The following is a 23,493-nucleotide window of genomic DNA, read 5'->3' on the forward strand; positions in this document are numbered from 1 at the left end:
TATGCCGTCTACGGCGTGGTGTTCGAGGAGCCCCGTGTTTACGGCGGCCTCTTTTGGCCCCGGGGTACCGGGTTGTTCCGGCCCCAGCAGAGGAGCGGATTGTTTTGGCGCCACCCGGCAGTTGATCGGGCGGGAAGCACTCTTTTGAAATAATGCCGGATTAACCCGGGTTTGTGGCCGGGATCACGCCGTGCGAGTTGTCGGCTGGCCGTGTCAGGAGGCCGACCGGCTCAAGAACCGGCTTCGGGATCGGTGGCGACGCCGTCACCGCCGGACAAGAGCGGTCCCGCCGTGCGAGCAGAGGCCGGTGCCCCCGCTCTCACCGCGAATTGAAGCCGTCGACAACGGACACCCCGCGCAAGACTTGAGCGGCTCACTGGGACACTGAAACGACTGAAGTGTCTTGGGGGTGGGATGTGAACCGACGGCTGGTCGGCCTGGCATGCGCGCTGATCCTGGTGACGTCAGTGAGTACGACCGGTTGCTTCAGCAGCCCGAGCTCCTCGTGTCCGGGCGCGGGCCAACGGCCAGAAGGACTCAGCACGCGGGACCTGGTCGGCACCTACCGGAGCTCTGTCGGACGCTTGACCCTCAACAGCGACGGAACGTTCACGACGATCGGGTGGCCCACAAATCTGGAAGGCGCCACCAGCGACCCACAGAGCAGAACCGGAAGCGGAACCTGGGAACGGACTGCCGCCATCGACTCGGACTGGCCTGTCTCCTTCAGCTTTCACAAGATCAGCGACTACTGGGACAGCGATGTCCGCGGCGGGTACTACGGGGACGGTCTCATGGTCAGCGGCAGCCGAGAGAATCCACGTCTCTACGCAGTCGGTGGCGACCCCGACAACTGCGACCTCGTCACCTTCACGCGCGCTAGCTGAGACGCATCTGCGACGACCTCTGCTCACGAGCCCGCGTGTCGTCTACGCATGAGCCACCGCGTCGAAACGCTACAACAAGGCGCCCGTCCGTCCGCTTTCCTGTCAGGGGAAGCAGCCGGGCGGGCTCCGTGGGTCACACGCTACCGGCCGCCGCGGACCACGGCCGGCACCTGCACCACTCCGCCCCAGGACATCGGCGAAACGCCACCCGATCGAGGGTGGGGCCAACACAATCAGTTCTTCCCGCAGCCCTCCTGCACCGTTCCCCCACACGGCTCAAAAGTGGGCCAAAACAACTCGGCAGAGTGGGGCCAAAACTGCCCGGCGAAAACAGCCCCGGGATCTCGGCCCGCTCCGCTCTGCTCTGAGGGCGCAGACGCCCCCCGGATGCCCGGAGCCGGAGCCGGCGCCCGTTCAGCTCTTCACGGCCGGCGACAGCGAACTCCTCATCCTGGGCACGGCCTACGAAGGGCTGGAGCCCAACGAGTTCCGGTCCGTGGACACGCTCCCGGTCAGCCCGGCCTGGCGGGGCGAGCTGCTCGGCATGGCAGGGCGGCTGGGGCTGCGCGTCCTGTCCGGCCCGGCCTGGCTCTTCGTGCACGACTTGAGCTGACCGACCGCCATTTGCGCAGGTCAGAGGGTATCTAGCCACTATCCAAAATAGTACTATTATTGAAGTATGCAGGGGGTTGGTCCCCGCCAACCTGCCGCTGAGACAAGGACAAGGAGAGCCGCATGGCCACCGCCGTCTCGACCCCGGCCACCGCCCACGCCCAGGAGGAGCCCGTCCAGCAGATCACCCAGCTCGACTCGGCACTGCTCGTACGGGACGAATGCAATGCCCGCGAGCACGACACCGAGCCGGACGAGAAGCTGATCACCTCCGTCAAGGAACTCGGCGTGGAGGAGCCCATCAGTGTCCGCCCCCGCCCGGACGGCACCTACGGAGTGTTCAAGGGCTGGCGGCGCGCGCAGGCCGCGCAGATCGCCAACGAGACCGCCGAGCAGGACGGCCGTCCCGTCCGCACGGTCAAGGCGTTCGTCCGCGCCGACCTGGTGGACAAGGACGGGTACACCCGCTTCCTGTCCCTGGTGGAGAACGACCACCGCCAGGAGATGGACGCCCGCGACACCCTCAAGGCCCAGGAACTGTCCCTGGTCGGCATGGACGAGGTGGACCAGGCCAGGGCCGCCAAGGCGATGGGCCTCAAGCGCGGCGCGGTCAAGCACCTGCGCACCGCCCAGAAGCTCGATGACGCGACCCTGCGGCAGGCCACTGCCGGAGGCATGGACCTGGAGCAGACCGCCCAGCTCACCGAGGTCGAATCCATCCCCGACGCCACGCGGCGACTCCTCAAGGCCCTCGCGAAGGACCAGGAAGAGGGCCGGGGCGGGCGCGGTCACTGGGACCAGGAGTTCGCGCTCCTCACCGAGGAGCAGGCCAGCACCAAGGCCCGCGCGGACGCCGTCGCCGCTCTGGAGAAGTCCGGCGTCACCCTGGCCTCCACCCTCTCCTACGACCAGCGGCAGACGGTCAAACCGCTGTCGGATCTCACGACCGGGCTCGGGGCACCGATCGACGCCGCCAAGCACCACGGCTGCCCCGGCCACTGCGTCAGGCTCGACGAGGACAACCAGCCCGTCTGGTACTGCGCGGACCCGGCCGCCCACGGCCACAAGGTCCGCAAGCAGCCCAAGCCGCGCCGCACCCCCGACGAGGAGGAGCAGGCCGCCCAGAAGTCGGCCGAGCGAGCGCGGGTGGTGGCCTGCAACCGGGCGTGGAAGGCCGCAGCCGGACCCCGCCAGCAGTTCATCACCCGCCTGGTGAAGGGCAAGACGCTGCCCGAGGAGGCCCGCGTCTTCGCTCAGTCCGTGCTGCTGGAGCTGCCCGAGTTCTACGGCAAGTGGGCCACCAAGCGGGACACCACCGATGTGGCGCGCTTCCTGGGCGCCAAGGACGGCGAGCGGACCACGGCGGCGGAACTTGCCGCAGCCCTGCCGAAGGCCAAGTTCGCGAACGTGCTGTTCGCGCAGGTCGCCGCCGCGTTCGAGGCCGACATCCGCGACCCGAAGACCTACGACATGGTCCGCTACCGGGCCGCCTACCTCTGGGAATCCCTCAGCCCCCGACAGGCCGCCTACCTGCTGCTCCTCGAAACGCTCGGGCAGGCCGACAACGGCAGCTACGCCCTCTCCGAGGTCGAGGAACAGGCCGCCGCGTCGCACCGGCCGAAGACGCCGGACGCGGCCTGACCCCTCACGCCCCACGGCCGGGGCACACCGTGCCCCGGCCGCCCTCCACCCGCACGACCCACCGCACCGGGAGTTCGTCATGCCGTCGCCCACCCCCGTCGACCCCCGGCAGGCCGCCGCCGAATCGACGAGCCGCTCACCCTCGACGTCCTGCGCTTCCTCATGCGCAACGACTGGGCACCCTGCCCGGAAAGACGCTGGTCGTCCTCTCCCGGGACGCCAGCGGCAACGGCTTCTCGCCGCTCAGCACCTACACCCACCACCGCTATTCGCCCGTCCACGACCTCAGCGGCGAGATCTACCCGCTGCACAGCGCACTCGCCAAGGACAAGGAACTGCGCGAGCTGTACCCCGACATCCCCGACGACGCCGTCGCAGCCCTCGTCCTCTACCCGCTCGGCTGACCGCACCGCACTGCCCCGGCAGGTGCTGCCGCTCGCCGGAGCCCGGCCGGAATCGAGCCCCGAAGACCCCGGGCAGATCCTGCCCGGTCGCCCTGCAAGACGAGAGGAACACCCCCATGCCCACCACCTCCGAGGTCCGCGACCACATCCGCGAACTCACGGACGTCGGCTCCCTGATCGCCGTACGGGAAGCCGCCACCGCACGGCTCCTCCAGCTGGACACGCCCGAGCAGCCCGCCATCACAACCGGCCGGTCCGTCGAGATCGACTCCACGATCAGCAGGCCCTGCCTGCGCTACCTGACCGGCACCGTCCAGCAGCCCAACCGCACCGGCAGCCGCTTCGACATCTACCTCGACGCGGCATCCACCAACCGCCTGCGCAACGACCAGACGAACCGCTGGTACAAGATCCCCGCTGACGCGGAGCGCTTCCGCCTCAAAGCCGTACCGGCGGGCTGCCTCAAGCTCACCGACAACCCCACCGGCGCCTAGAACCTACCGGCCGGGGGCAGCTCCCATGCTGCCCCCGGCGCCCCGGCACTCACCGCATCAGGCCGGGGGATCGGCCGGCGCGGCCGCAGCCGCAGAGCACCCCGGCACGACACCGCTCTTCCCTCCCACCTCTCCTCAAGGGGCGGCTGCCCAGCAACGCTCGGCCCGGCGCGGAGGACGAGGTGAGCACCGCCCATACGTCCGACGCCAGCGGACGCCGCCACACGGCTGCCCTCCTGCCGCCGCATGGCGCGGCGTGCTCCGGCCACCTCTCCCGACAGGAACCCCTGTGATGTTGGTCCATCTCTCCCCTGCCCAGCGGGCCCTGCTACTCCGTCACCTGCGGCTCGGCAATCGGCCCGTTCGGGGAAGCCACCCCTTGCGCACCGCCCTGGACACCGCCGCCCTCACGGACCAGCACTACACCGTGGACCTGAGCGCAGAGATGATCGAGGCCGCTTCCTTCCTGTTCCGCTTCACCGCCGTGGGCAGCGGTCCCGGCCGGGAGTTCTCCCGCAGGTTCGACGCTGAGTATGTTCACGGTCCCAGGAAGCAGAACCGCCGAGAGCGCCTGGCGGCCGCGCTCGCCGGAGGCGCCGAGATCCGCGAGGTCCGTTCCTTCCACGAGGCCGCCCACCGGCCCCGCCAGCACGACGATCCGCAGCCGTGGGTCATCCGCGACACGGCGCTCGACGCGGAGTTCCGTCTCGGTGACGACGACGTCCACCCCGTCTGGCCCCTGCGGCCGGTACTGATCATCAGTGACAACCCCGGCGACGACCCGGTCGGCCTGCTGCCGTGCCACGTGCCGCTGCGCAAGCTCCCGTCGGCGCAGTTCAGCGCGCGGGAGTACCGGCTCGCCCCCCTCGTGCTGCTCGACGACCGCAGTCACGGCACGTTCGAGCTCCGGCACATGCCGCGCCGCCCGGGCCTGATCGTCGTCTGTGCCGGCCTCGACGACGCCACCGTCTACCCGCGCGGCGCGGCCATCGGGGCCGAGGCAGTCCTGTCGGCCGGACAGGACCTCAGCTGGCTGCATCTGCGCCTGCACGAAGCGACCGAGTGCCGCTACCTCCCCCTGGACGAGCTCCTGACCGGCGATACCTCCGACCCGCCCCCGGCGCCCGGCGGTTGACGCCCCCCGGGTGGCGGCCGGTGCCCGGTCAGCCGCCCGCTCCCGTCGCAAACTCAAAGGACCCCCGCCCATGCACCCGATTCCCCAGCGCTGCATGCGCCGGCCTCTCTCCGGGGGGCTCGTCGTGCCGTACGTGTCCTTCGTCCACGGCGGCCGCGCCGCGTTCGGAAGCCTTGACGCCGAGCACGCCCGGGCCGCGTTCCTGGGACGCCTGTGCCAGATCTGCGGCGAACGACTCGAAGAGCGCTGCTACCTGATCGTCCGCCCGGCCGACGCGACCCGCGGCACCTCGCCGGAACCCGCTCTGCACCCCGAGTGCCTGCCCTACACCGCCGTACGCTGCCCCCTCCTCAACGGCACCGCCACGCACTACCGAGACCGCCCCGTCCTGGCCGGCCATCCTGCCGGAAGGCCCTGCACCGACCCGTCCTGCCCGTGCCCCTTCCCCGCGCCCGACGACGGCCACACCGCCCGCAGCGGCGCCCCGGCAGACCGGTACGAAGCCTGGATGATCCACACCCGCTCCTACCGCCTCACCGGTCCCGCCGACCGCCCCGGCGTGATCTCCGGCATCAGCACCAACGTGCCCGTCCTGCGCCGCCGGTTGCTGCGCGAAGCAACCCTCACCTCCGACCAGCAGCACCTGCTGAGCATGGTGCGCGACCTCTTCGACACCACCCCCTGAACCCGTGCAGCCTGCCGCCGCATTCACCGAAGGAGAATCCCGTGATCACACCCGACCCGGCCACGCCCGAAGGGGCCGCCGTCATCGACCTCCACGACCGGCTGCAAGCTCTCGAAAACCGCACGGGCGAGTGGCCCGGCGCCGACACCGTCGACATCCTCGCCGCATGGCTGGCGGACTTCGACTTCACCCGGCCGCCCGCCCCGACGTACTGGGTCACGGGAAGCGCCTGCGTGCTGCGCCGCCAGGACCGCCACGAGGACACGGTGACACTGTGGGCCGACGAGGCATCCGCACTCTCCGCCCTGGCACGCGAGGTCCGCTGCAACTGGGACAACGTCGCCGGAGCCGACGACATCCCGGATACCCCGCCCGACGACGACCGCGAGGCCGTCGACCTGTACTACGGCCCCAGCGACAGCCGCGGGGACGAGGACTACTGGCTGTATGCCGCGGACATCAACACCCTCGCACCGCCGGCGCCGCACGCATTCCTCTTCCCCGGCCCGGAACTGTGCGCCTGGATGAACAGCGCGGCCCGCTTCCACCCCATGACCGGCCCCGACGACGAGGGCCTTCCCTGTATGGAGATCGGCGGCGTCCTGGTCTTCGCCTACCTGGACCCCGACATGAAGGCAGTACGCGTGTCGGTCGACCTCGACACCACCGCCGAACCACTCGTACGTGGCGACGCGGCCATCCCTCTGCACATCCAGATCGGGAACACCACGGTGTTCAGCGCTCCCGCCGGACCTGTCCCGGAGCGCATACGTTCCGGCCGGCTGCGCCCATGGCTCCGCCGCATGCGCTCGATGCGTCGTCAAAGGGGGGATTGACGCCCACCCAAGTTACATTATTATTGATATTGGAGGTGCTCGCATGTCACCCACCACGCACGTGTCCGGCGCCGTCACGGGTGCGGTCGAAATCCGCTTCACCGACTCAGGTCTCACCATCTGCCGATTCCGCCTCACCGATGTGCCCCGCCAATGGGACTCCGCCACCCGGGAGTGGCGAGACGGGGCCCCGATCCTCTACGTGTGCACGGCCTGGGGCGACCTGGCACGGAACGCCACGGAGTCGCTCGTCGACGGCTCGTCGGTCCTCATCCGTGGCCGCGTCACAGGCGTCAAGGACGACGCGATCTGGCTCAGCGTCGATGACCTGGGTCTCAGCCTCCGCAATCGGATCGCCTACACCGAGGCAGGTCTGCCGGGCCCGGAGGCCGCCGCTCCCGTCAGCCCGCCCGCCATGCCACAGCCCGCTGAACAGGTGGCCAGGGCCAACACCCGGCAGCCCGGGAGCCCGCCCGGCTGGTGGGACGACCGTCGGTCCTCCGGCTGGTCCGACCCGGGCGCATCCCCGGCAACAGACGCCTCTCCCGTTCACGCCGGAGCCTGACCTCCCGCTCGCTCCCCTCCTCGTTCCTCCTTCACCCGCCCACCGGGCGCGGCACCGTCTCGCCTGCCGGTGCCGCGCCGTGCCCGAAAGGCAGCCATGCCCGACCGTGCCTCCCTTGCCGCGCTCTCCGTCTACTTCACTCCCGACGAGGTCGCCGCCGACCTCACCCGGTACGCCCCCGCCGAGGTGTGGCAGCAGCGCGTCAGCCTCGACCACACCGGCCGCCTCGCCCAGTACCGGCCGGAAGACGAACTCACCAGGGCGCAGCTGTCCTGCCGGTTCGTCATTCCCTCCGATCCGCAGTGGCCCGCCGCCCTCTCGGATCTCGGGCGCGACTGCCCTCTGGGGCTGTGGGTCCGCGGATACGAGCACCTGCCCGACCTGACCGCGAGCAGCGTCGTCGTGACCGGCAACCGCGCGGCCATCGCGAAGGTCATCGACCGCGCCCGGGCGTTCGCCGGAGCTGTCACGGAGACCGGTCACACCGTCGCCGCCACGATCGCCTACGGCGTGGACGCCGCCGCCCACCAGGCCGCCGAACTCATGGGTGGCAGGACCCTCGCTGTCCTGCCGCGCGGCCTGGACCACGCCTACCCCCACACCCACGCCCCGCTCCTGCACTCCATCACCCAAAACGGCGGAGCAGCCGTCAGCCTCTACCGGCCCGGCACCGAAGCCAGCGGCGCCCGCCTCAAGGCCACCGCCAGACTCCTGGCCGCCCTCTCCCACGCGGTGATCCTCATCGAGGCACTGGACCACACCGAGGCCCTGCGCACCGCCGAAGCCGCGATCGCCCTCAAACGAACCCTGCTCGCCGTCCCGCCCGACGGCAGCCTCCGCTCCGACGGCAACGCCCGCCTGCTCGCCGAAGGCCTCGCCCTCCCCTGCACCGACCCCGCCCGGGCCCTCGAACTGCTGTGACCACTCCCGAGACCGCCCGTGCCCGGACCTCCCCCGTCCGGGCACGGGCCCGCACCGAAGGGACCTCACCATGACCCTCCCGCTCGCGTGGCCCGCCTTCCTGAAGGCCACCGACCTCTTGAACGAAGCCGCCGGCGCACTGGCCCGGCTCATCGCCGACACCCTCACTACCCAGTTCGGTGACGCTGCGTACCTGATCCTGGAAGAAGACGAGGACGGCGACGTCCGCTGGCTGCACAGCATCCTCGACGCAGGTGGCCGCACCCTGTTCTCCTTCAGCGACGCAGACATGCTGCCCACGCTCGCGGGAGACTCACCGCTCAGTGCGGCGTGGGGTCAGCTCGACCCTGCCGACCCCGCCTCACTGGAACAGGCCGTCCACGGCCTCCGGCAGGCCAACGCGATCTTCGACGACGTGCCCGACGACCTGCCCTGCGACACCATCACCGACGACCACTCCTGTCTGCTGCTCTCCGCCGATGCACGCCCCGGCTGCTGGGACTTCGGCTGGGACTTCGGCGGCGACGACGCCCGGCGTCTGGCCCGCCCCTACAGCGCACCCCGGCCCCCCGTGCGCCTCCGCCCGTCCGCACCCTTCCCGGCCCCCGGCCACTGAGAGCACGGTCATGACCACCGCCGTCACGTACGCGCCCGCGCTGCCCGGCCTCACCGCCGCCGACAACGAGTCCCTGGACACAGTCATCAACTGGGGGCTCGGCGCCGACTCCACCGCCTACCTCGCAAAGATGCTCACCGACCCCGCCGCACACGGCATCGACCTCGAGCGCACCGCGGTCGTCTACATGGCCACCGGCAGCGAGTGGCCCGAGACCCGGTTCCTGGTGGAGGAGTTCATGCTCCCGATCCTGCGCGAGCAGGGTGTGCGGTTCGTGCAGCTGGCCCGCAACGGGCACCTCGCCGCGGACGGCATCACCGTCCTGGACGACTCCCGCCGCCCCGGACGCCTCCACGCCCGCGGGGCGTGGACGTTGTGGGACGAGATGGAGTCCGTCGGCACCGTTCCCCAGCAGGCCGGCACCAGAAAGTGCAGCCTCCGGGCGAAGGGCGACGTCGGAGACCGGTGGATCACCTCCGTGATGGGCGGGCGCAGCTTCCGGCAGATCATCGGCTTCAACGCCGACGAGGCCGGACGCTGCCTCAAGGACCAGGCCAACTCCAAACTCCTCGGCCGCCGGGGGGAGTTCCCGCTCGTGGACTGGGGGTGGGGCCGGCGCGAGGTCGAGGACTACCTGCTGGAGCGCTTCGGCGTGCACTGGCCCAAGAGCTACTGCACCTTCTGCTGCTACCCGATTTCCATGGGCTCGCTGCCAGCCCACATGGAGCGGATGCGCGCCCACCCGGAGATAGCCGGGGAGGTGCTGCGGCTGGAGTACACGGCGATGAGCCTGAATCCCAACGCGCGCCTCTACGGCAAGAAGTCCCTCCTGGAGCTCTTCGACCCGGCCCAGTCCCGGGACCGGGCCTGCCTGGACGCCTTCCAGCGCGAGCTCGACATCCCCTGGGCGCTCTACCGGGTCCGACGACTCTTCCTGCTCTCCGCCGACGGCGGGCACCGCCCCGTCATGCGCTCCACCGAACAGCTCGACCTCGGCCGGCCCCAGCAACTCGCCCACCGCCTCACCGCCGTCTCCCACCGCCACGGCATCGACGTCGAACGCGACCACCACTACGGGCGCGCCCGCGCCTGGCTCCGCCCCCGCGGCGAGGCCTGGCCCATGGCGGAGGAACTGATCACCACCGCCCCCGCCCGCGTCACCGACAAGCAGGACAAGAACTTCGAGACGCAGTGGCGCTCCCTGATCTCCGGCACGGCCGCGCAACTCCCGCTCGCCTGAACCAGAGCGCGCCCCCGCGGCCCGCCTACCTCCCCTGTAAGGACCCCTCGTGGGATCAGCCATGCCCGAATCCGCTCAGGCCTCCGGCCGCCGTCCGTCCTGCGCCTGCTCATGAGTACCGGTCTGGAGTGCCAGTTCATCGAGGTCAAACATGGCCAGTGGTACTACGTCCTCGAAGACGGGGACGCCCCGAAGGGCGCGTTCGACTGGCGCGAGTACGCCACCGCCTACGGCCCCTTCACCACGCACGACGCAGCCGCGGACCATCTGATCACCACGCACGCGAACCCCGGCGGCTACGAGATCTGCCGCTACACGGACGGGTTCGAACCCGACACCGTGCTGGCCGCCCTCCTCGCCGACAGCCGACTGTAACCCCCTCGCTGCGCTGGTCCGGCTTCTCAGCCTGCCTGAGCCGCTTCGCGCTCGCCCCCCCATCACCCCGTGCCCGGAAGGACCTGTCATGCGATCAGCCACGCCCGGATCCGCCGCCCTCACCCCGCTGGTCTGCCGCCATGCTGCATCTGGCCACGCCCTCCGGTGCTGACGTACGGGCCGCCATGCAGGCCGGACTCCTGGCCTGCATGACCACCCCCGCCCAGGGCAACGTCATCCCCGCCGGCGCCCTGTACGCGTGCGACAACGGGAAGTTCGGCAAGGGCTGGCCCGGAGCAGCCGCCTGGTTCGCGTGGCTCACGACGACCGTGGAGCGCTACGGCAGCGAGCGGTGCCTGTGGGCCGTCGCCCCGGACGTGCCCATGGACGCCGCGGCGACGCTCGCCGAGTCGCTGCCGTGGCTGGAGGAGATCCGCGCGCTGGGTATCCCGGCCGCCTTCGCCGCGCAGGACGGCAGCGAGCACGGCCTCGTCCCCTGGGAGCTCGTCGACGTGCTGTTCCTCGCGGGCTCCACCGAGTGGAAGACCTCTCCGGTCGCCCACCGTCTGGCCCGTGAAGCGCGCGGGCGCGGCCTCCGCGTGCACATGGGCCGCGTCAACTCCCGCCGCCGGCTACGCCTCGCCGATGCCTTCGGGTGCACGAGTGCGGACGGCACCTACCTCGCCTTCGGGCCCGACACCAACCTGCCCCGGCTCCTGGCCTGGCTCGACGAACTCCACACCGCCCCCGCACTGTTCGGCGAAGGGGACTGACATCGGTGCGCCGCGGCGTCAGTCGCCGGGCTGCTGCGGCGGGGTGGTGGTGAGGCTGTTCAGGTCGCGGAAGAGCTCGCCGACGTCGACGTTCAGCGCGTCGGCCAGGGCGAACACCTTGTCCAGCGACACGTTGCGCCGGCCGCCCTCCACACCGACATAGAAGACCCGGTTCATGCCCGCTGCCCGCGCCAGCTGCGCCTGCGACAGACCCGCGGCCCCGCGCAGCGCCTTCAACCGGCGGCCCAGCGCCTCACGACGCGCCAGAACAGCCAGGTCAACGGCGTCATCGGGCTCGTGCGGCATGCGCACACGGTATCCGACCCTCTGGACGTAACCTATAAGCGACATAGTATGTAGCTTATAAGCGACATCGAGACCGAGTGACCTACCGCTTGGCCTTCCGGCCGGGACGTCTCCCGCCAGCCGCCAGCTCTCCGCCCACCCGCCCGTGCAACCAGTGCCCGGGCCGACTTCAGGAGCTCCCCCGTGACCGACAACCTGCCCTCCCCCCACAGCGGGCCAGCCAAGGATCCGGCAGCCGAGATCACCCGGCTGACCGCGGAGCTCGCCCAACTCGGCGCCGAGGCACAGCGGCTGGACGCCGCGGCGCGGCCGGACTCCGAGCCGGGCAGTGCGCTCGTCGCCGCCGGCGGACCGCAGGCCGTCGAGGCCAAGGCCGGCATGGTCCGCCAGCTCGCCCGGCTGCAGCGCCTGCAGTCGGGCATCGACCAGCGGCGCGCGCGGCTGCGGGAACTGATGGAGGCCCAGATGGCCGCCGCGTACCGGGCGCTGGAGCCGCTGCGGGCGCAGGCCGCGCGGATGCAGGAGGGCATCGCCGCGATCACGCTGTATCTCGGGATCGAGGAGGGCATCGAGACGCTGCGGGACGGGGAGCCGGCCCCGGCAGAGACACCGGTGGTGCTGCGTCAGCTGGTGCTCTCCGCCGACCAGGAGTGCATGGTCGCCGCGGAAAGCGGCGGCCTGGACGTGCGGAGCCTGGACGGCTTCTTCGCGTGGCTGCTGGCCGACCGGCGCAACCTCGACCAGGTCCTGCCCGAGGCGAAGGGCATCGTGGCGCTGGTGCCCAGTCGCACCGACCGCCGGTATGCGGGCGACGCCTGGTTCAACGCCGCGATGAAGGAAGCGAACGTGGCGACGTTCTTCCTGGTCCGCAACGGCGAGCGGCTCTATGTCGTCTTCAACGAGCTCCCGCTGGAGCGGCGGCTGTTCCCGGCAGCGGACGAGTTCGCGCGCCTGTTCCGCGATCACCACGGGCTCCCGCTGGAGCCGGGCAGCCGGCAGTGGGAGCGGGCGCAGGAGCAGGCCGATGCCACCCGGCGCCAGTACATGAAGGTCGGTCTGCTGCTGCAGGGGCTGGCCGACCGGACCACGATCCTGCACCCGCACCCCGCGTGCGGGCTGAACCTCCTGGACCAGGAAGCCATCGATGCCGGGCGGGTGGTCCTGGTCCCCGACGCGGAGGACAACTACGCGCTCGGGGACGGCAGCGAGCGGTTCACCGACTGGCACAAGCGGGTCAACGCACAGCTGCGCCCGGGGATGCGGGTCATCGTGGCCACCAGGAGCGAGGCCTTCCGCGATCTCGCCTACGGGCGGGACGACTACCGCCACGGACACTCGCGTCTGCACCCGGCGGCCGCCAGCGCCCCGGACCCGGCGACCGTGCACACCATCGAGCAGCGGCGTCCGGACGGCGGTCTCGTGATCCGCTACGAGCGCCCCGACGAGGTGTGGGGCGCCCGCGGCCCGCGGGCCGCGAAGGTCCGCGCGTCGTGCACCGTCTTCGCCGCGGATCCGTTCCTGCTGGCCTACGACGCGGCCGACCCCGACCTGCTCCGCAGCTTCCTGCGCAACCGCACCGACCGGGAGCACTACCTCGACATGGTCCCCGTCATCAACGCGGCCCTCGCGGCCAAGGAGCGCGAGCGGACGGATGAGGAGCCGTTCCGGCAGATGGTGTGCGGGCTGCTGATGGACCATGCCGACGCGACCTGGGCGACGGCCGAGGAAGCCGTCACCGACCTGGTCGACTGGTGGAAGTTCGCCAACCAGGTGCACCGGCCGCTGACCGGCCGCGGCCCCGACGCGGACGCCAAGGCCGCCCAGGACATCGTCGCCGAGTTCCAGCGCCGCCGTCGCACCGGCGCCGGCCTCGCCGGCCAGGACGTGGTCGCAGACCTGGTAGCCATCCATCCGGACGCGCTGCTGATCGCCCAGGCCCACGCCGGGCACCTGGTCGTGCTCACCCCGCACGGGGACGGCCCGTTCGTCACCGAGCACACCTACAGCCGGCGCGGGCGGCCGCGCAGCAGCCGCCCGTGGGTACTGCCCGGTGCCCGGCCCAACCGGTGGACCGCCCTGCACACCGCCCCCGGCTGGAACACGTGGGACCGCGGCGCCACCCTCGCCGAGCACCTCACCGGCCCCGAGCGCGAAGCCCTCGCCGAGGAATCCGTCCGTCGCGCCCGCGCCGAGTTCCCGGACCGGCCGGTCGCGGCCGTCACGCTCCAGGGCCGCCACACCGTGATCGCGTGGACGATCCGGTCCTGGGGCCACGTCGACGAGGACCACCCCGCCACCAGCCCGGCCGAGACGGTCACGGTCGAGGGCTACGGCTTCCGCTGGCACCGCGACCGCCACCAGCACGCGATCCCCGGGCCGGCCGCCTCCTTCGACGAGCGCACCTGGGACCGGCACGGCAACAGCCGCCCCTGGGACGCGTCATGGAACCAGAAGGTCACCGTGCTGAGCACGGACGCCGACGTCGTGCAACGCGCCGAGGCCTGCCAAGTGCGCTACCGGGCGGTGGCGCGGCGCCGCGAAGAGATCCGTGACACCGCCCGCACCCTCTACCGCACCGCTCAGACCATCTGGAACGAGCGCCAGGAGCAGGCCGCCTACGACGCATTCATGGCCGAGTACGGCGAACCGAGCCTGTGGGAAGGGCACCGCAAGACGATCACCCTGCCGGCGATGCCCGAGCCCCCCGACCAGACCCGCGGCAGCACACGCCTGCTCGGCACCTCCTGGTTCACCGCCCTCACCGCCCTCGTCGAAGCCGGCCAGGACACCACCCGCCTGACCCTCGGAGCCGCGCTCGAGGCCCACGGCATCCGCGACGTCCCCGCGGCCCTGCACACGCTGCCCCTGCACCGCCCCACCAGCTGAGCGCCACCACCGCACGCACGAAGCCCCGCGTGGGGCCCCGCCCCGCCCAGGACCGACCACCGCAGTCCACTCCCTGCCGGGAACATCTGAACCGGAGATTCCTCATGACCACCGTCCCGATACCCGCCGAACGGCGCGCCGCACTCCTCGCCCAGCTGGGCAGCGCGCAGCCCGCCTCGGACGACCTGGTCCACGACCTGGCCGCCAAGGTGCGCGAGCGTGCGCAGCACGACCACAGCGCATGCCGCGAGGACCTGCACTGCCTGAACCTCCTGTGGCACATGGGCGATCGCATGGGCCCCTTTCTGCGCCGGCTGCTGGACGTCGAAGCAGACGTCGAGCGGCTGACCGCCGAGGTCTCCACGCTCCGGCGGGCCGCCACCACCGGTGCCGCAGCCGCCGTGCGCAGCGTCCACCAGCGCGGGCACGAGGTCCATCTGCCCCTGGAGCTCCTGGAGTTCCTCACCGGCGCGGCCGAGAGCGCTGCCACCGAGCCTGGCGCGCTTGCCCGGGACGGTTTCCAGGTCGTCGTCTCCAGCTCCGGCGCCATGCACACCGTGGCGGAGGAAGTCCTGTGCATCGCCTGCGGTGGCATCACCACGCAGGCCGGGTTCGACGGCATGGGCTGGACCCTGGCCCGCCTCGATCTCCTCGCCGACCGGCACCGGTGCCTTCCCCGGGTCCCCAGCGCCAGCGACGCCGCTGATCCCGCGCCCGACGAGATCCAGGACTGCACCTGCGTGGAGTTCTGCGACGAGGACCCCAAGACGGCCTGCAGCCTCTCCGGCCGGCGCCACGTCCACCCCGCCAGCCAGGAACCGGGCTTCGGACCGTGCCCCATCCACCCCGACGCCCCCGGCGACATCTGACCCGGCCCAGCCACACAGCGGCCGAGACTTCGGCATGCATCGCGGCCGCATTCACGTGGCGGTCGATTCAGCCGGCCGCGGCCCTCCCAGACGTCCGCTGGATTCCCTCACCGATCCGGCACGTCGCCCCGCCTGCCCTCTGGCACCTCCCCCTCAAGTCTCAGGAGAAGCCCACATGCCCGTCACCCTGACCGATCTGTTCTGTGGCGCCGGCGGATCGACCTGCGGAGCCCTCAAGGTTCCCGGTGTCCGTGTCGTGATGGCCGCCAACCACTCCCGGCATGCCATCAACACCCACCAGCACAACCACCCCACCACCGACCACGACTGCGCCGATCTCTCCCAGGTCGTCCCCACCCGCTACCCGCGCACCGACATCCTGTGGGGCTCTCCCGAGTGCACTCACCAGACCCGGGCCAGCGGCAGGAAGCGCGGCCATGGCGAGTTCACCGGCGGCCTGTTCGCCACCGATGGCACCGACGAGGCCGCCATCCGCTCCCGGGCGACCATGCACGACATCGCACGGTTCGCCGAACACCACCGCTACCGGGCGATCATCGTCGAGAACGTCCCCGACGCCCGCTGGTGGGGCCCCGAAGACGCCCCCGGCTTCGCCTTCGACAACTGGGTACGCAGCGTCGCCCTGTGGGGGCCGTACGAGTACCGGATCATCTACCTCGACTCCGCGCACGCCCAGGCCGCCGGGCCCGGGTCGCGGTCGCGGCGGCCGCGGATGTACGTCGTGTTCTGGCGCAAGGGCGAACGCGCACCCGACTTCGACAAGTGGCTGCGCCCATACGGACTCTGCCTCCGTCACGGATGGGTCCGCCTCATACAGTCGTTCAAGCGGACCCGGGTGTGCTCGCCGGAACGGCCGTGGGGTGTGTACGGCATCAAGACTGGCCAGTACGTCTACCGCTGCCCGGACCGCGCGTGCCGCGACGAAGTCGTCGAACCGCAGGTGCGGGGCGCAGCGGAGGCGATCGACTTCACGCTGCCCGCCCGCACCCTCGCCGAGCGCAGCCGGCCCCTGGCGGCCAACACCATGCGGAAGATCGAAGCCGGCTGGAACCAGTACCGGCGGGCGCACGGTGTGGGGGCGCTGATCGAGCCGTACATGGTCGAGCTGCACGGCGGCGGCTCCAGCCACCGCCCAGCCACCCGCCCCATGTCCACACTCACCGCCGGCGGCCTCAACCACGGCGTCGTCTACGCCGACCGCGTCCACGAGTTGCTGCCGTACTACGGCAACAGCAGCACGCAGCCCGTCACCGCCCCCATGCCGACGCTCACCACCCGAGACCGCCACGGCCTCATCGGCTACGCCGCCTCCCTCGAGGAATGCCGCTACCGCATGATCATCCCCCGCGAAGCGGCACGCGCGATGGAATTCCCCGACACCTTCAAATTCATCGGCGACCGCGAGCAGACCATCGAGATGATCGGCAACGCCGTCACCACCAATGCCGCACGCGACCTCGTCGGCATGGTCGTCGAAGCCCTCACCGGTGAAGACGTCTCCCTCCCCGAGCGCAGCACCGTCCGGCCGCCCGCGTCAGTGGGCCAGGTCGCGACATGACACTCCCCGTTCAGGACCCCCTGCCGTTCGAGGACCTCACGGAAGCACCTGCCATATCCCCCTGGTGCCAGCGCTGGCACCAGGGGCGCCACTCCTGGAGGCACCTGCGGGACGGCGGGTTCGACGCACGCCGGTACGAGGTGGCCCCGCTCGACGAGGAACAAGCCAAAACCTTCGTGGTCACCCACCACTACTCCCACTCCTACCCAGTCGGAAAGGTCCAGTTCGGCCTCTACGACGTCTCCGGCCGGGTGCGCCGGCTCTCCGGCGCTGCCGTGTTCGGGGTTCCGGTCAGCAGCGGTGTCCTGACCAAACCGCTCCCCGACCTCCGCCCGTTCAGCCAGTCCGTCGAGTGCTCGAGGTTCGTGCTCCTCCCGCAGTGCCCCGGCAATTCGGAGAGCTGGTTCCTCGCACGGTGCTTCCACGCCCTGCTCGCCGACGGAATACGAGGAGTCGTCTCCTTCGCCGACCCGGTACCGCGGCGCACCTCCACCGGAGTCCTCGTCATGCCCGGACACGTGGGAACCATCTACGCCGCAACGAACGCCGTGTACGCCGGCCGGGCCACCGCCCGCACCGTGAAGCTCCTCCCGAACGGCACGATTTTCAACGGCCGTACGGCGCAGAAGATCCGCCGCCAGGAGCAGGGTTGCCGGTACGCACAGGAGCAGCTCATCGCGCTCGGAGCTCCGAAGCCGCAGTCCGGGGGCGACCCGGCGGTCTGGCTGCGTGAGGCCCTGGTCGCGGTCGGCGCCCGCAACGTCCGTCACCGCGGCGCCCACCGGTGGGTGTTCCGGCTCGGCCGCACCCGCCGCGAACGCGACGAGATCCGGCTCGGCCTCCCCGCCCTGCACCCCTTCCCGAAGCAGCCCGACCCCGAACCCGCCTCCATCTGACACGCGCCACAACGGCGACGGCGGCCGCGAGCCGGCCATCCGTTCCGAACCGCACGTCCTGCCCACCATTCCCCGCACTGTCTGGAGCCGTCATGACGTCCCGTACCGCCAACCGCCCCGCCTCCGAACCTGACCTCGCCTCCTACGACCTGCTCGCCCCGCAGCTATCCGGCGGGAAGGACTCCGCCGTCATGAACTACGTGTTCATGGACGCCGCCGAGCGCGCCGGGGTCGCGGACCGGGTGATCTCCTACCACGCCAGTCTCGGCGTGCTGGAGTGGCCGGCCGTGGTCGTCGACGGCATCCGCTACCCGGGAGTGTCCGAACTCGCCGCCCTGCAGAGCGCCGCGTTCGGGATCCCGGCCGACCGGCACGTCGAGGTCACCCGCACCGTCCCCGGCCCCGACGGCACGCGGATGGTGCACAGCCTGCTGACCGAGATGGCCGCGTACGGCCGCTTCCCCCGCATGGGCAGCCCCTACTGCCGCAAGGCCGCCAAGGAGAGCGTCGTCTCCGCGGCCTGGACCCCGATGGTCACCCGCATGAAACGCGAGCTCGGCCGCCCCGTGCGGATCCTGAAGGTCATGGGCCTGCGCAGCGACGAAGGCCCCGACCGCAAGAAGCGGCCCGCCTTCCGCACCGTCCAGTCCAACAGCGCCCGCATCGTCGACGAGTGGCTGCCCATCAAGGAATGGCCCATCGCAGCCGTGAAGGAGTGGCACGCTACGGCGCCGGTGCCCTACTGCTGGACCTACGACTCCGCACCCGGCGCCGGCGACTGGGCCGGCACCACCCGCTGCTCCTGCTCCCTGTGCGTCTACGCCGCACGCCGCGACCTGCTGCTCTCGGCCGGGCGGCGGCCGCGGCTCGCCGACCTCTACGCCGAAGTCGAACAAGTACGCGGCGACAGCTTCCGCGCCGACTGGCGCATCACCGACCTCATCCGCCACGCAAAAACCTGCGGAGCACCCGACCCCGGCATCATCTGCCCCGACGACGGACCCGACTTCACCGCACTCCAGGACCAAGTCCGGGCTGCGCTCAAGGTGGAGCCCCGCAAGCTGCCTGACCTGGCCCGTGACGGCGGGCGCGCCCTGTGCAGCGGCTGCGCCGTCCACGGCTAGAGGGTCCTGATCTACGGGTAGGCCACGACCGTCGCGCCACCGTCTACTCGTAGCAGCTACCCCCGCACAGCACGGAGACCGTGCCGTTGTCAGTTGTCACCACTGCGGCGGCAGGGGTCCTGTCTGAATCCCACGGCATCGTCGCAGTCACAGCCGGCGCCCCGAGGGCGGCGAGCGCCGCAGTGACCACGAGAGCGGTGGCAAGGGTGCGCTTGGGCATACGCATTCGGAACTCCTCGAACGGTCTCGGTGGCTCGGCCTGCGCATCCGGCCGGACGTGAGAGCAGTCTCACGGTCCTGACTCTGCCGTGAGTAGTTCTTGGATGAGCTTCGAAGCGTTCTGGGGCCTCCGCGCTTCGGCCGAAGACCGTCTCCCCGCTCGGCTCTTAAAAACTTCCGCGCGGTCCATCCGACACGTTGAAAGGCATACTGACCATGATGACAACGACTACCCAGCGACTCCTCGACCTCGCCGCGGCCGCACCGGCCTGCCACGACGAGGACATGGTGCTGCTGTTCCTGACCGAGGCGAACGAACTGTTCCAGCAGGGCTTCGAGGTCCTGCGCGGCGCAGTGGCGGACCGGGTCGCCGGAATGTTGCCCGAAGCCCTGGTCGCTACCGTGAACGCGGCGGGCCTGCCGTGCGACGTCTCGCAGGACGGCAGGGAGCTGGTCTCCCTCCTCGCACTGGCCGAGTGGCAGATGACTCCAGCGGCTCTGGCCTACTCCGAGATTGCCGAGGACGCCGCCCGTCGTGGTGTGTGCCTGATCCCTGAGGGGTGACGCCTTGTCCCGCTGTCCGAGAATTCCCGGGCAGTACGGTAGACCCACCCCCAAATCTTCTGCCATTATCTGAGTTGTGAGCCGGGCAAGCCGGCGCACTGACTGGACGGACGGTTCCGCCATGGCCTCGACACGTAAGCCTCGCCTGGCTGACGCTGCCGAGATCGCGGCCGAGCAGGGCCTGACCTCGGCGCGGATCACGCGTCTTTACAACACGCGAGACGACAGTGGTTTCCCGGAGGTCGCCGGCATGCGCCGGCGCGCGAGGCTTTGGGACCACGCCGAAGTCACCAAGTGGTTCGCCCAGCGGGACCTGGCGAGACTCGGCGATCACAAACCGCCTGCCCTGGACCCTGACGAGCTGCTGAACGGTACGGCTGCCTCGAGGTTCCTCGGCTACAAGAACATCAATCAGGTCAGCAACTACGTCCGCGACCACCCCGGATACTTCCCCGATCCGGACGTTGTCGAGGAGATGGGCACCCCTGAGCGCCCCTACCGCAAGCTGCTGTGGCGGGTGCAGACCCTGCTCGACTGGAAAGCATCCCGGCCCGGGAGTGGCCGGTACGTGAACAGCGACCGCCCGGCGCCGGCACTTCGAGCCGTGCCGGTCGACGGTGATCCCGACGAGTTGCTGGGAGCGACCCAGGCCGCAGCGCTGCTCGGCTACAAGAGCGTGGGTTCCTTCTCCAGCAGTCTTGCCCAGGGCAATCTCCCCCTGTTGAAGACGCCGGACGCTCTCACGGACAGCGGGCGCCGGCGGTGGACACGCAAGCGGATCCTCGAACAATCGGCACAGCGCAGGCAGAAGAGGTAAAACCCGGCGGTGCGGCCATTCCCACCGCCCCCTGAACGCGGCACCCGGCTATGGGGTGTTGGTCCCTTGCGGGCCGAGTGCCGCAACGATGGCCGGCACGGCGTGGCTCGCCACCACGCCCCGCAGCAGCTACGGCAGCTGCGGACCGGCCATCGCCCAATTCTTCGTTGAATCAACCGCCACCCGAATCCGCGGTTGCGCGCGTTGGGACGGGAGCGACTCACAGGACCCCCGCCCACCTGCAGGTGCGCTCGCGCGCCCGGGTGCCGCCGTGGTCGGGGCCCTGGATGCCGTCCGTGGTGCGCAACGCCGAGCCGTGTCCGCTTTGTGACCGTGATCGGGGCCTCGTGGTCGGGGTTGTGGTCGGGGGCTGCCGGTTTCCTCTTCATCAGTTGGAGCTTCTGGACTGCAGAAGCGCGCATCCGCAGCAGGCGGCAGCCGTTCGCGTCGCATCGGTTCGCTCCTCGTATGCGGAGCTGCGGCTGCGCGGCCTGTCGCAGCCGCGCGTCGAAGGGATCACGTATGACCGTCCGTGCACACGAGTCTCTGGCTTCTGCGGGCGCCTCCATCCCGGCCGAGCCTTTGAGTCACCTGACGCTGACCGCGCTCGCCCAGCACCGCATCGCGACCACCAGCCAGCTGCGGGAGATGCTGCGGCCTGACGGGTCACGACAGTTGATGTCCCGCGCCCTGAACAGGCTGCGCTCCGGGGGTCTCGCCGACGCCGCAGTGCTGCCGAATGCGAACCGCTCACGGACCCGCGTCTGGTACCTCACTCCGGAGGGTTCTCGCCTGACGCGGGACCTGCCTGTTCTTCGGGGGCGGCCGCCCTACCCCATCACGTCGGACACGGCTGCGTCGCTAAAGACCTATCACACGCTCGCCGCGGTGCGTGCCCATCTGGCCTTTGCCGCCGACGCCCGGCGCCTGGGCCATGAGCACGGGCCCTGGGACTGGACTCCGGAGGTGTCTCACGCGATCGGCGAGGGCGAGCGGATCGTGGCCGACGCCGTCATGTACTACACCGTTGTCGACGGGGAGGAACGGCAGAAGCTGCGCGCGTTCGTGGAAATCGACCGGAGCACCATGAGCAGCGAGCGGCTGGCTGTGAAGTTGATCGAGTACGCCCGTCTGTTCCGGTATGAGGCCCAGCCTGTCGGCCGTCGCAGGGCGGCGTCTGCGGGGCCCGCATGGCTGCGCTGGTACCCGGTCTTTCCACGCGTGCTGTTCATGCTGACCGGTGCCTCCCGGGCCAGGCTGGACGATCGGGTCAGTGACCTGCAGGCGATGGTCGCTCAGCACCCGCTCGTAGCGGCCTTCGCCCGTAAGGTTCCCCTGGGGGCAGCCGTGTTGGAGGACGTCGAAGAATACGGTCCCGCTCAGGCAGTGTGGGTGCCGTTGGTCGGCGGTGCGGCGCGGCCGTGGTCGGACTTGGAAGACCGCAGCGTGAGATCTGCTTGGCAGTGAGATTGCCGCTGGCCGAGGCGACGATCGGCCCCGGCCAAGGCTCCTCCGAGACCAATCAGCCCCACCAGCATCTTGGTGACCACACCCCGATGTTCTTCTTCCGCTGCGATGGGTGGGTCAGACGCTTCCGCCGAGCGGTGGCAGCAGACCATCACCGGGCCAGAAAGGCCTCTCCGGCGTAATGACCGCGAGTAGCCTGCTGACCTCGGCCAGGACCGCGGCGCGCGCGTCCTGCCCGTAAGCGGTGAAGTCTCCCGCTGAGGCGTCGAAGGTCCGTACCTCCTGGTGTACGCCTGGTCCGATGCAGATCAGCGCTCGCGCGAGCTCGGGAAGTCCCAGGCTGAGGGCGTCGCACAGCTGCATTTGTACGAGGGTGACCAGGTCGGTGGTGACGCGTACGAAGTCGCCGACTTCGGGCCAGTTGGCTCCGCCGGCCAGTTCGTGGGTGAGGGTGGCCAGCGGTACGACGGTGCCAGGCTCGCGTCCTCGGGTGAGGATGTCGTGGATCCGGGCGCCGTCGGGCTGTTGCACCTGCGGGTGGAGCAAGGTGTCGGCGGCTATGACGGTGGTGTTGATCTCCTGGCTGCCGGAGTGCGGGTAGTACGCCTCGTGCGCGAACAGCAGGTAGACGTCCACGGTGCGGACTCCGAGGGCTGGCTGGGTCATGAAGAGGCTCCCCTTCCGTGGCGATGTGCTGGGTGTGCGGTGCGGGCTCTGCTGTGTCGACGGCCGGAGCTCGGGCGGGTACGGACCCGGCTGCCGCCCGGGTTCGCGGTCCTGGCCCGTGGCAGCCGGGTGGGAGGTACGCGTGAGGATCGAGGCCACCTGGTCGGCGAGTTGCACCATCAGTCGCTCGCGGGCGATGAGCCCCGCGAAGGCTGCACGGGTGTCCTGGTTCTGCAGCAGCCCCGCGGCGTCCCACAGCAACTGCTGGCCGATCTCAGCTGAGCGACGCACCTCGTAGCGGTCGCTGGCCGCGGTGGCCTGGTCGAGGTCGGTCTGCATGGTCGTCAGGCGCTGCAGGTAGCGGACGGCTGCCTCGCCGTCGACGGTGCGTACGTGCCGACGTGCCCGGGCATCCAACTGTCCGGGGAGATGCTCGGCCAGCGACGGAGCGAGCAGCACTGCCGGCAGCACCACGTCCCAGGCAACCCCGTACGACATGGCGAGCAGACCGGCTGCCAGGCCGGCGAGTGCGGTGACGGCTGCCCAGGCCCGCAGAGATCCAGGGATGTGCGGGGCCAGGGCGATGCGCTGGAGGGGGCGCCGTGTAAGCCAGCGCAGGGCCAGGCACTGCATCCGGGTCGCGTCTGGGGTGAGGATGCCGACGTGATGGGGGCGGTCGGGGAAGGTGCCGTCGCCGGGCATGGTCCAGGCGAGCCAGCCCCATCGTGCGCGTTCATACACCAGCACCGGTTCGCAGTCGTCCGAGCACGTGCCGTCGCGGTCGTGGCCTGACAGTAGGGCGCGTGCGTGTTCGGCCTTCCAGCGGCCCGGGTCGTTGGGGAAGGGCCCTCGCCGGTGCTGGGTTGTGGTCGCCGTCGGATTGAGCGTGTTCGTCATGGTGGTCCTTCCGATTGGC

The 23,493-nt window shown here is 70.5% G+C and carries 23 protein-coding genes; 21 read left to right on the forward strand and 2 right to left on the reverse strand.

The features are described 5' to 3' along the window. Nucleotides 1-584 precede the first annotated feature (584 nt). The 13 genes from ABZV34_RS27085 to ABZV34_RS27145 all read left to right on the forward strand — a co-directional run bounded on the left by ABZV34_RS27085 (nucleotide 585) and on the right by ABZV34_RS27145 (nucleotide 11,184). Nucleotides 585-887 (forward strand): hypothetical protein, encoded by a 303-nt coding sequence (locus ABZV34_RS27085; RefSeq protein WP_356281796.1) that lies wholly within the window; start codon nucleotides 585-587, stop codon nucleotides 885-887. 735 nt (nucleotides 888-1,622) lie between these two features. Beyond that, nucleotides 1,623-3,140 (forward strand): ParB N-terminal domain-containing protein, encoded by a 1,518-nt coding sequence (locus ABZV34_RS27090; protein ID WP_356281799.1) that lies wholly within the window; start codon nucleotides 1,623-1,625, stop codon nucleotides 3,138-3,140. A 29-nt stretch (nucleotides 3,141-3,169) separates the two neighbouring features. Next, nucleotides 3,170-3,544, forward strand: coding sequence for a hypothetical protein (locus ABZV34_RS27095; protein WP_356281802.1), 375 nt, complete (start codon nucleotides 3,170-3,172; stop codon nucleotides 3,542-3,544). Between the two features lie 116 nt (nucleotides 3,545-3,660). Then, on the forward strand, nucleotides 3,661-4,038 hold the full coding sequence (locus ABZV34_RS27100) for a hypothetical protein (RefSeq protein ID WP_356281803.1): 378 nt from the start codon (nucleotides 3,661-3,663) through the stop codon (nucleotides 4,036-4,038). A gap of 379 nt (nucleotides 4,039-4,417) precedes the next feature. Further along, nucleotides 4,418-5,173 carry a hypothetical protein gene (locus tag ABZV34_RS27105; RefSeq protein WP_356281805.1) on the forward strand — a complete coding sequence of 252 codons (756 nt, stop codon included), beginning with the start codon at nucleotides 4,418-4,420 and terminating at the stop codon, nucleotides 5,171-5,173. Between the two features lie 70 nt (nucleotides 5,174-5,243). Further along, nucleotides 5,244-5,858: a cell envelope biogenesis protein OmpA gene (locus ABZV34_RS27110; protein WP_356281808.1), complete on the forward strand. Its 615-nt coding sequence runs from the start codon at nucleotides 5,244-5,246 to the stop codon at nucleotides 5,856-5,858. Nucleotides 5,859-5,899: 41 nt separating this feature from the next. Next, nucleotides 5,900-6,694 (forward strand): hypothetical protein, encoded by a 795-nt coding sequence (locus ABZV34_RS27115; RefSeq protein ID WP_356281811.1) that lies wholly within the window; start codon nucleotides 5,900-5,902, stop codon nucleotides 6,692-6,694. A 43-nt stretch (nucleotides 6,695-6,737) separates the two neighbouring features. Then, nucleotides 6,738-7,259, forward strand: a complete 522-nt coding sequence (locus tag ABZV34_RS27120) for a single-stranded DNA-binding protein (protein ID WP_356281814.1) — start codon at nucleotides 6,738-6,740, stop codon at nucleotides 7,257-7,259. Between the two features lie 96 nt (nucleotides 7,260-7,355). Further along, nucleotides 7,356-8,180, forward strand: a complete 825-nt coding sequence (locus ABZV34_RS27125) for a DNA-processing protein DprA (protein ID WP_356281817.1) — start codon at nucleotides 7,356-7,358, stop codon at nucleotides 8,178-8,180. 70 nt (nucleotides 8,181-8,250) lie between these two features. Beyond that, a complete protein-coding gene (locus ABZV34_RS27130; protein WP_356281820.1) occupies nucleotides 8,251-8,796 on the forward strand; it encodes a hypothetical protein in 546 nt (181 codons plus the stop codon). Nucleotides 8,797-8,806: 10 nt separating this feature from the next. Continuing rightward, nucleotides 8,807-10,036: a hypothetical protein gene (locus ABZV34_RS27135; protein WP_356281822.1), complete on the forward strand. Its 1,230-nt coding sequence runs from the start codon at nucleotides 8,807-8,809 to the stop codon at nucleotides 10,034-10,036. A 111-nt stretch (nucleotides 10,037-10,147) separates the two neighbouring features. Beyond that, the gene (locus ABZV34_RS27140) at nucleotides 10,148-10,411 is read left to right on the forward strand and encodes a hypothetical protein (protein ID WP_356281825.1); all 264 of its coding nucleotides are present in this window, start codon (nucleotides 10,148-10,150) and stop codon (nucleotides 10,409-10,411) included. Between the two features lie 140 nt (nucleotides 10,412-10,551). Next, nucleotides 10,552-11,184 (forward strand): hypothetical protein, encoded by a 633-nt coding sequence (locus ABZV34_RS27145; protein ID WP_356281828.1) that lies wholly within the window; start codon nucleotides 10,552-10,554, stop codon nucleotides 11,182-11,184. An 18-nt stretch (nucleotides 11,185-11,202) separates the two neighbouring features. Here ABZV34_RS27145 and ABZV34_RS27150 read toward each other — a convergent pair whose 3' ends face one another. Beyond that, nucleotides 11,203-11,490 (reverse strand): helix-turn-helix transcriptional regulator, encoded by a 288-nt coding sequence (locus tag ABZV34_RS27150; RefSeq protein ID WP_356281831.1) that lies wholly within the window; start codon nucleotides 11,488-11,490, stop codon nucleotides 11,203-11,205. Nucleotides 11,491-11,673: 183 nt separating this feature from the next. Here ABZV34_RS27150 and ABZV34_RS27155 point away from each other — a divergent pair, with 183 nt between their 5' ends. The 8 genes from ABZV34_RS27155 (at nucleotide 11,674) to ABZV34_RS27190 (ending at nucleotide 21,911) form a co-directional block, all read left to right on the forward strand. Further along, nucleotides 11,674-14,376 carry a hypothetical protein gene (locus tag ABZV34_RS27155; protein WP_356281834.1) on the forward strand — a complete coding sequence of 901 codons (2,703 nt, stop codon included), beginning with the start codon at nucleotides 11,674-11,676 and terminating at the stop codon, nucleotides 14,374-14,376. 104 nt (nucleotides 14,377-14,480) lie between these two features. Further along, nucleotides 14,481-15,245: a hypothetical protein gene (locus tag ABZV34_RS27160; RefSeq protein WP_356281837.1), complete on the forward strand. Its 765-nt coding sequence runs from the start codon at nucleotides 14,481-14,483 to the stop codon at nucleotides 15,243-15,245. A 175-nt stretch (nucleotides 15,246-15,420) separates the two neighbouring features. Continuing rightward, a complete protein-coding gene (locus ABZV34_RS27165) occupies nucleotides 15,421-16,824 on the forward strand; it encodes a DNA cytosine methyltransferase (RefSeq protein ID WP_356281840.1) in 1,404 nt (467 codons plus the stop codon). Beyond that, nucleotides 16,821-17,720 carry a hypothetical protein gene (locus ABZV34_RS27170; protein ID WP_356281843.1) on the forward strand — a complete coding sequence of 300 codons (900 nt, stop codon included), beginning with the start codon at nucleotides 16,821-16,823 and terminating at the stop codon, nucleotides 17,718-17,720. Before ABZV34_RS27165 ends, ABZV34_RS27170 begins: the two co-directional genes overlap by 4 nt. A 92-nt stretch (nucleotides 17,721-17,812) precedes the next feature. After that, nucleotides 17,813-18,844, forward strand: a complete 1,032-nt coding sequence (locus ABZV34_RS27175; protein ID WP_356281846.1) for a phosphoadenosine phosphosulfate reductase — start codon at nucleotides 17,813-17,815, stop codon at nucleotides 18,842-18,844. Nucleotides 18,845-19,282: 438 nt separating this feature from the next. Then, complete coding sequence (locus ABZV34_RS27180; protein ID WP_356281849.1) at nucleotides 19,283-19,627, forward strand: hypothetical protein; 345 nt, start codon at nucleotides 19,283-19,285, stop codon at nucleotides 19,625-19,627. A 121-nt stretch (nucleotides 19,628-19,748) separates the two neighbouring features. Then, nucleotides 19,749-20,444, forward strand: coding sequence for a hypothetical protein (locus ABZV34_RS27185; RefSeq protein WP_356281852.1), 696 nt, complete (start codon nucleotides 19,749-19,751; stop codon nucleotides 20,442-20,444). Nucleotides 20,445-20,966: 522 nt separating this feature from the next. Then, entirely contained in the window at nucleotides 20,967-21,911 is a 945-nt protein-coding gene (locus tag ABZV34_RS27190) for a replication-relaxation family protein (RefSeq protein ID WP_356281855.1), read from the forward strand. 117 nt (nucleotides 21,912-22,028) lie between these two features. On the opposite strand, the gene ABZV34_RS27195 is transcribed toward ABZV34_RS27190, so the two are convergent. Further along, complete coding sequence (locus tag ABZV34_RS27195; protein WP_356281858.1) at nucleotides 22,029-23,474, reverse strand: hypothetical protein; 1,446 nt, start codon at nucleotides 23,472-23,474, stop codon at nucleotides 22,029-22,031. Between the last annotated feature and the right edge of the window lie 19 nt (nucleotides 23,475-23,493).

The organism is Streptomyces sp. NPDC005195 (genome assembly GCF_040608315.1).
In the GTDB taxonomy this organism is placed as follows: domain Bacteria; phylum Actinomycetota; class Actinomycetes; order Streptomycetales; family Streptomycetaceae; genus Streptomyces; species Streptomyces kaempferi.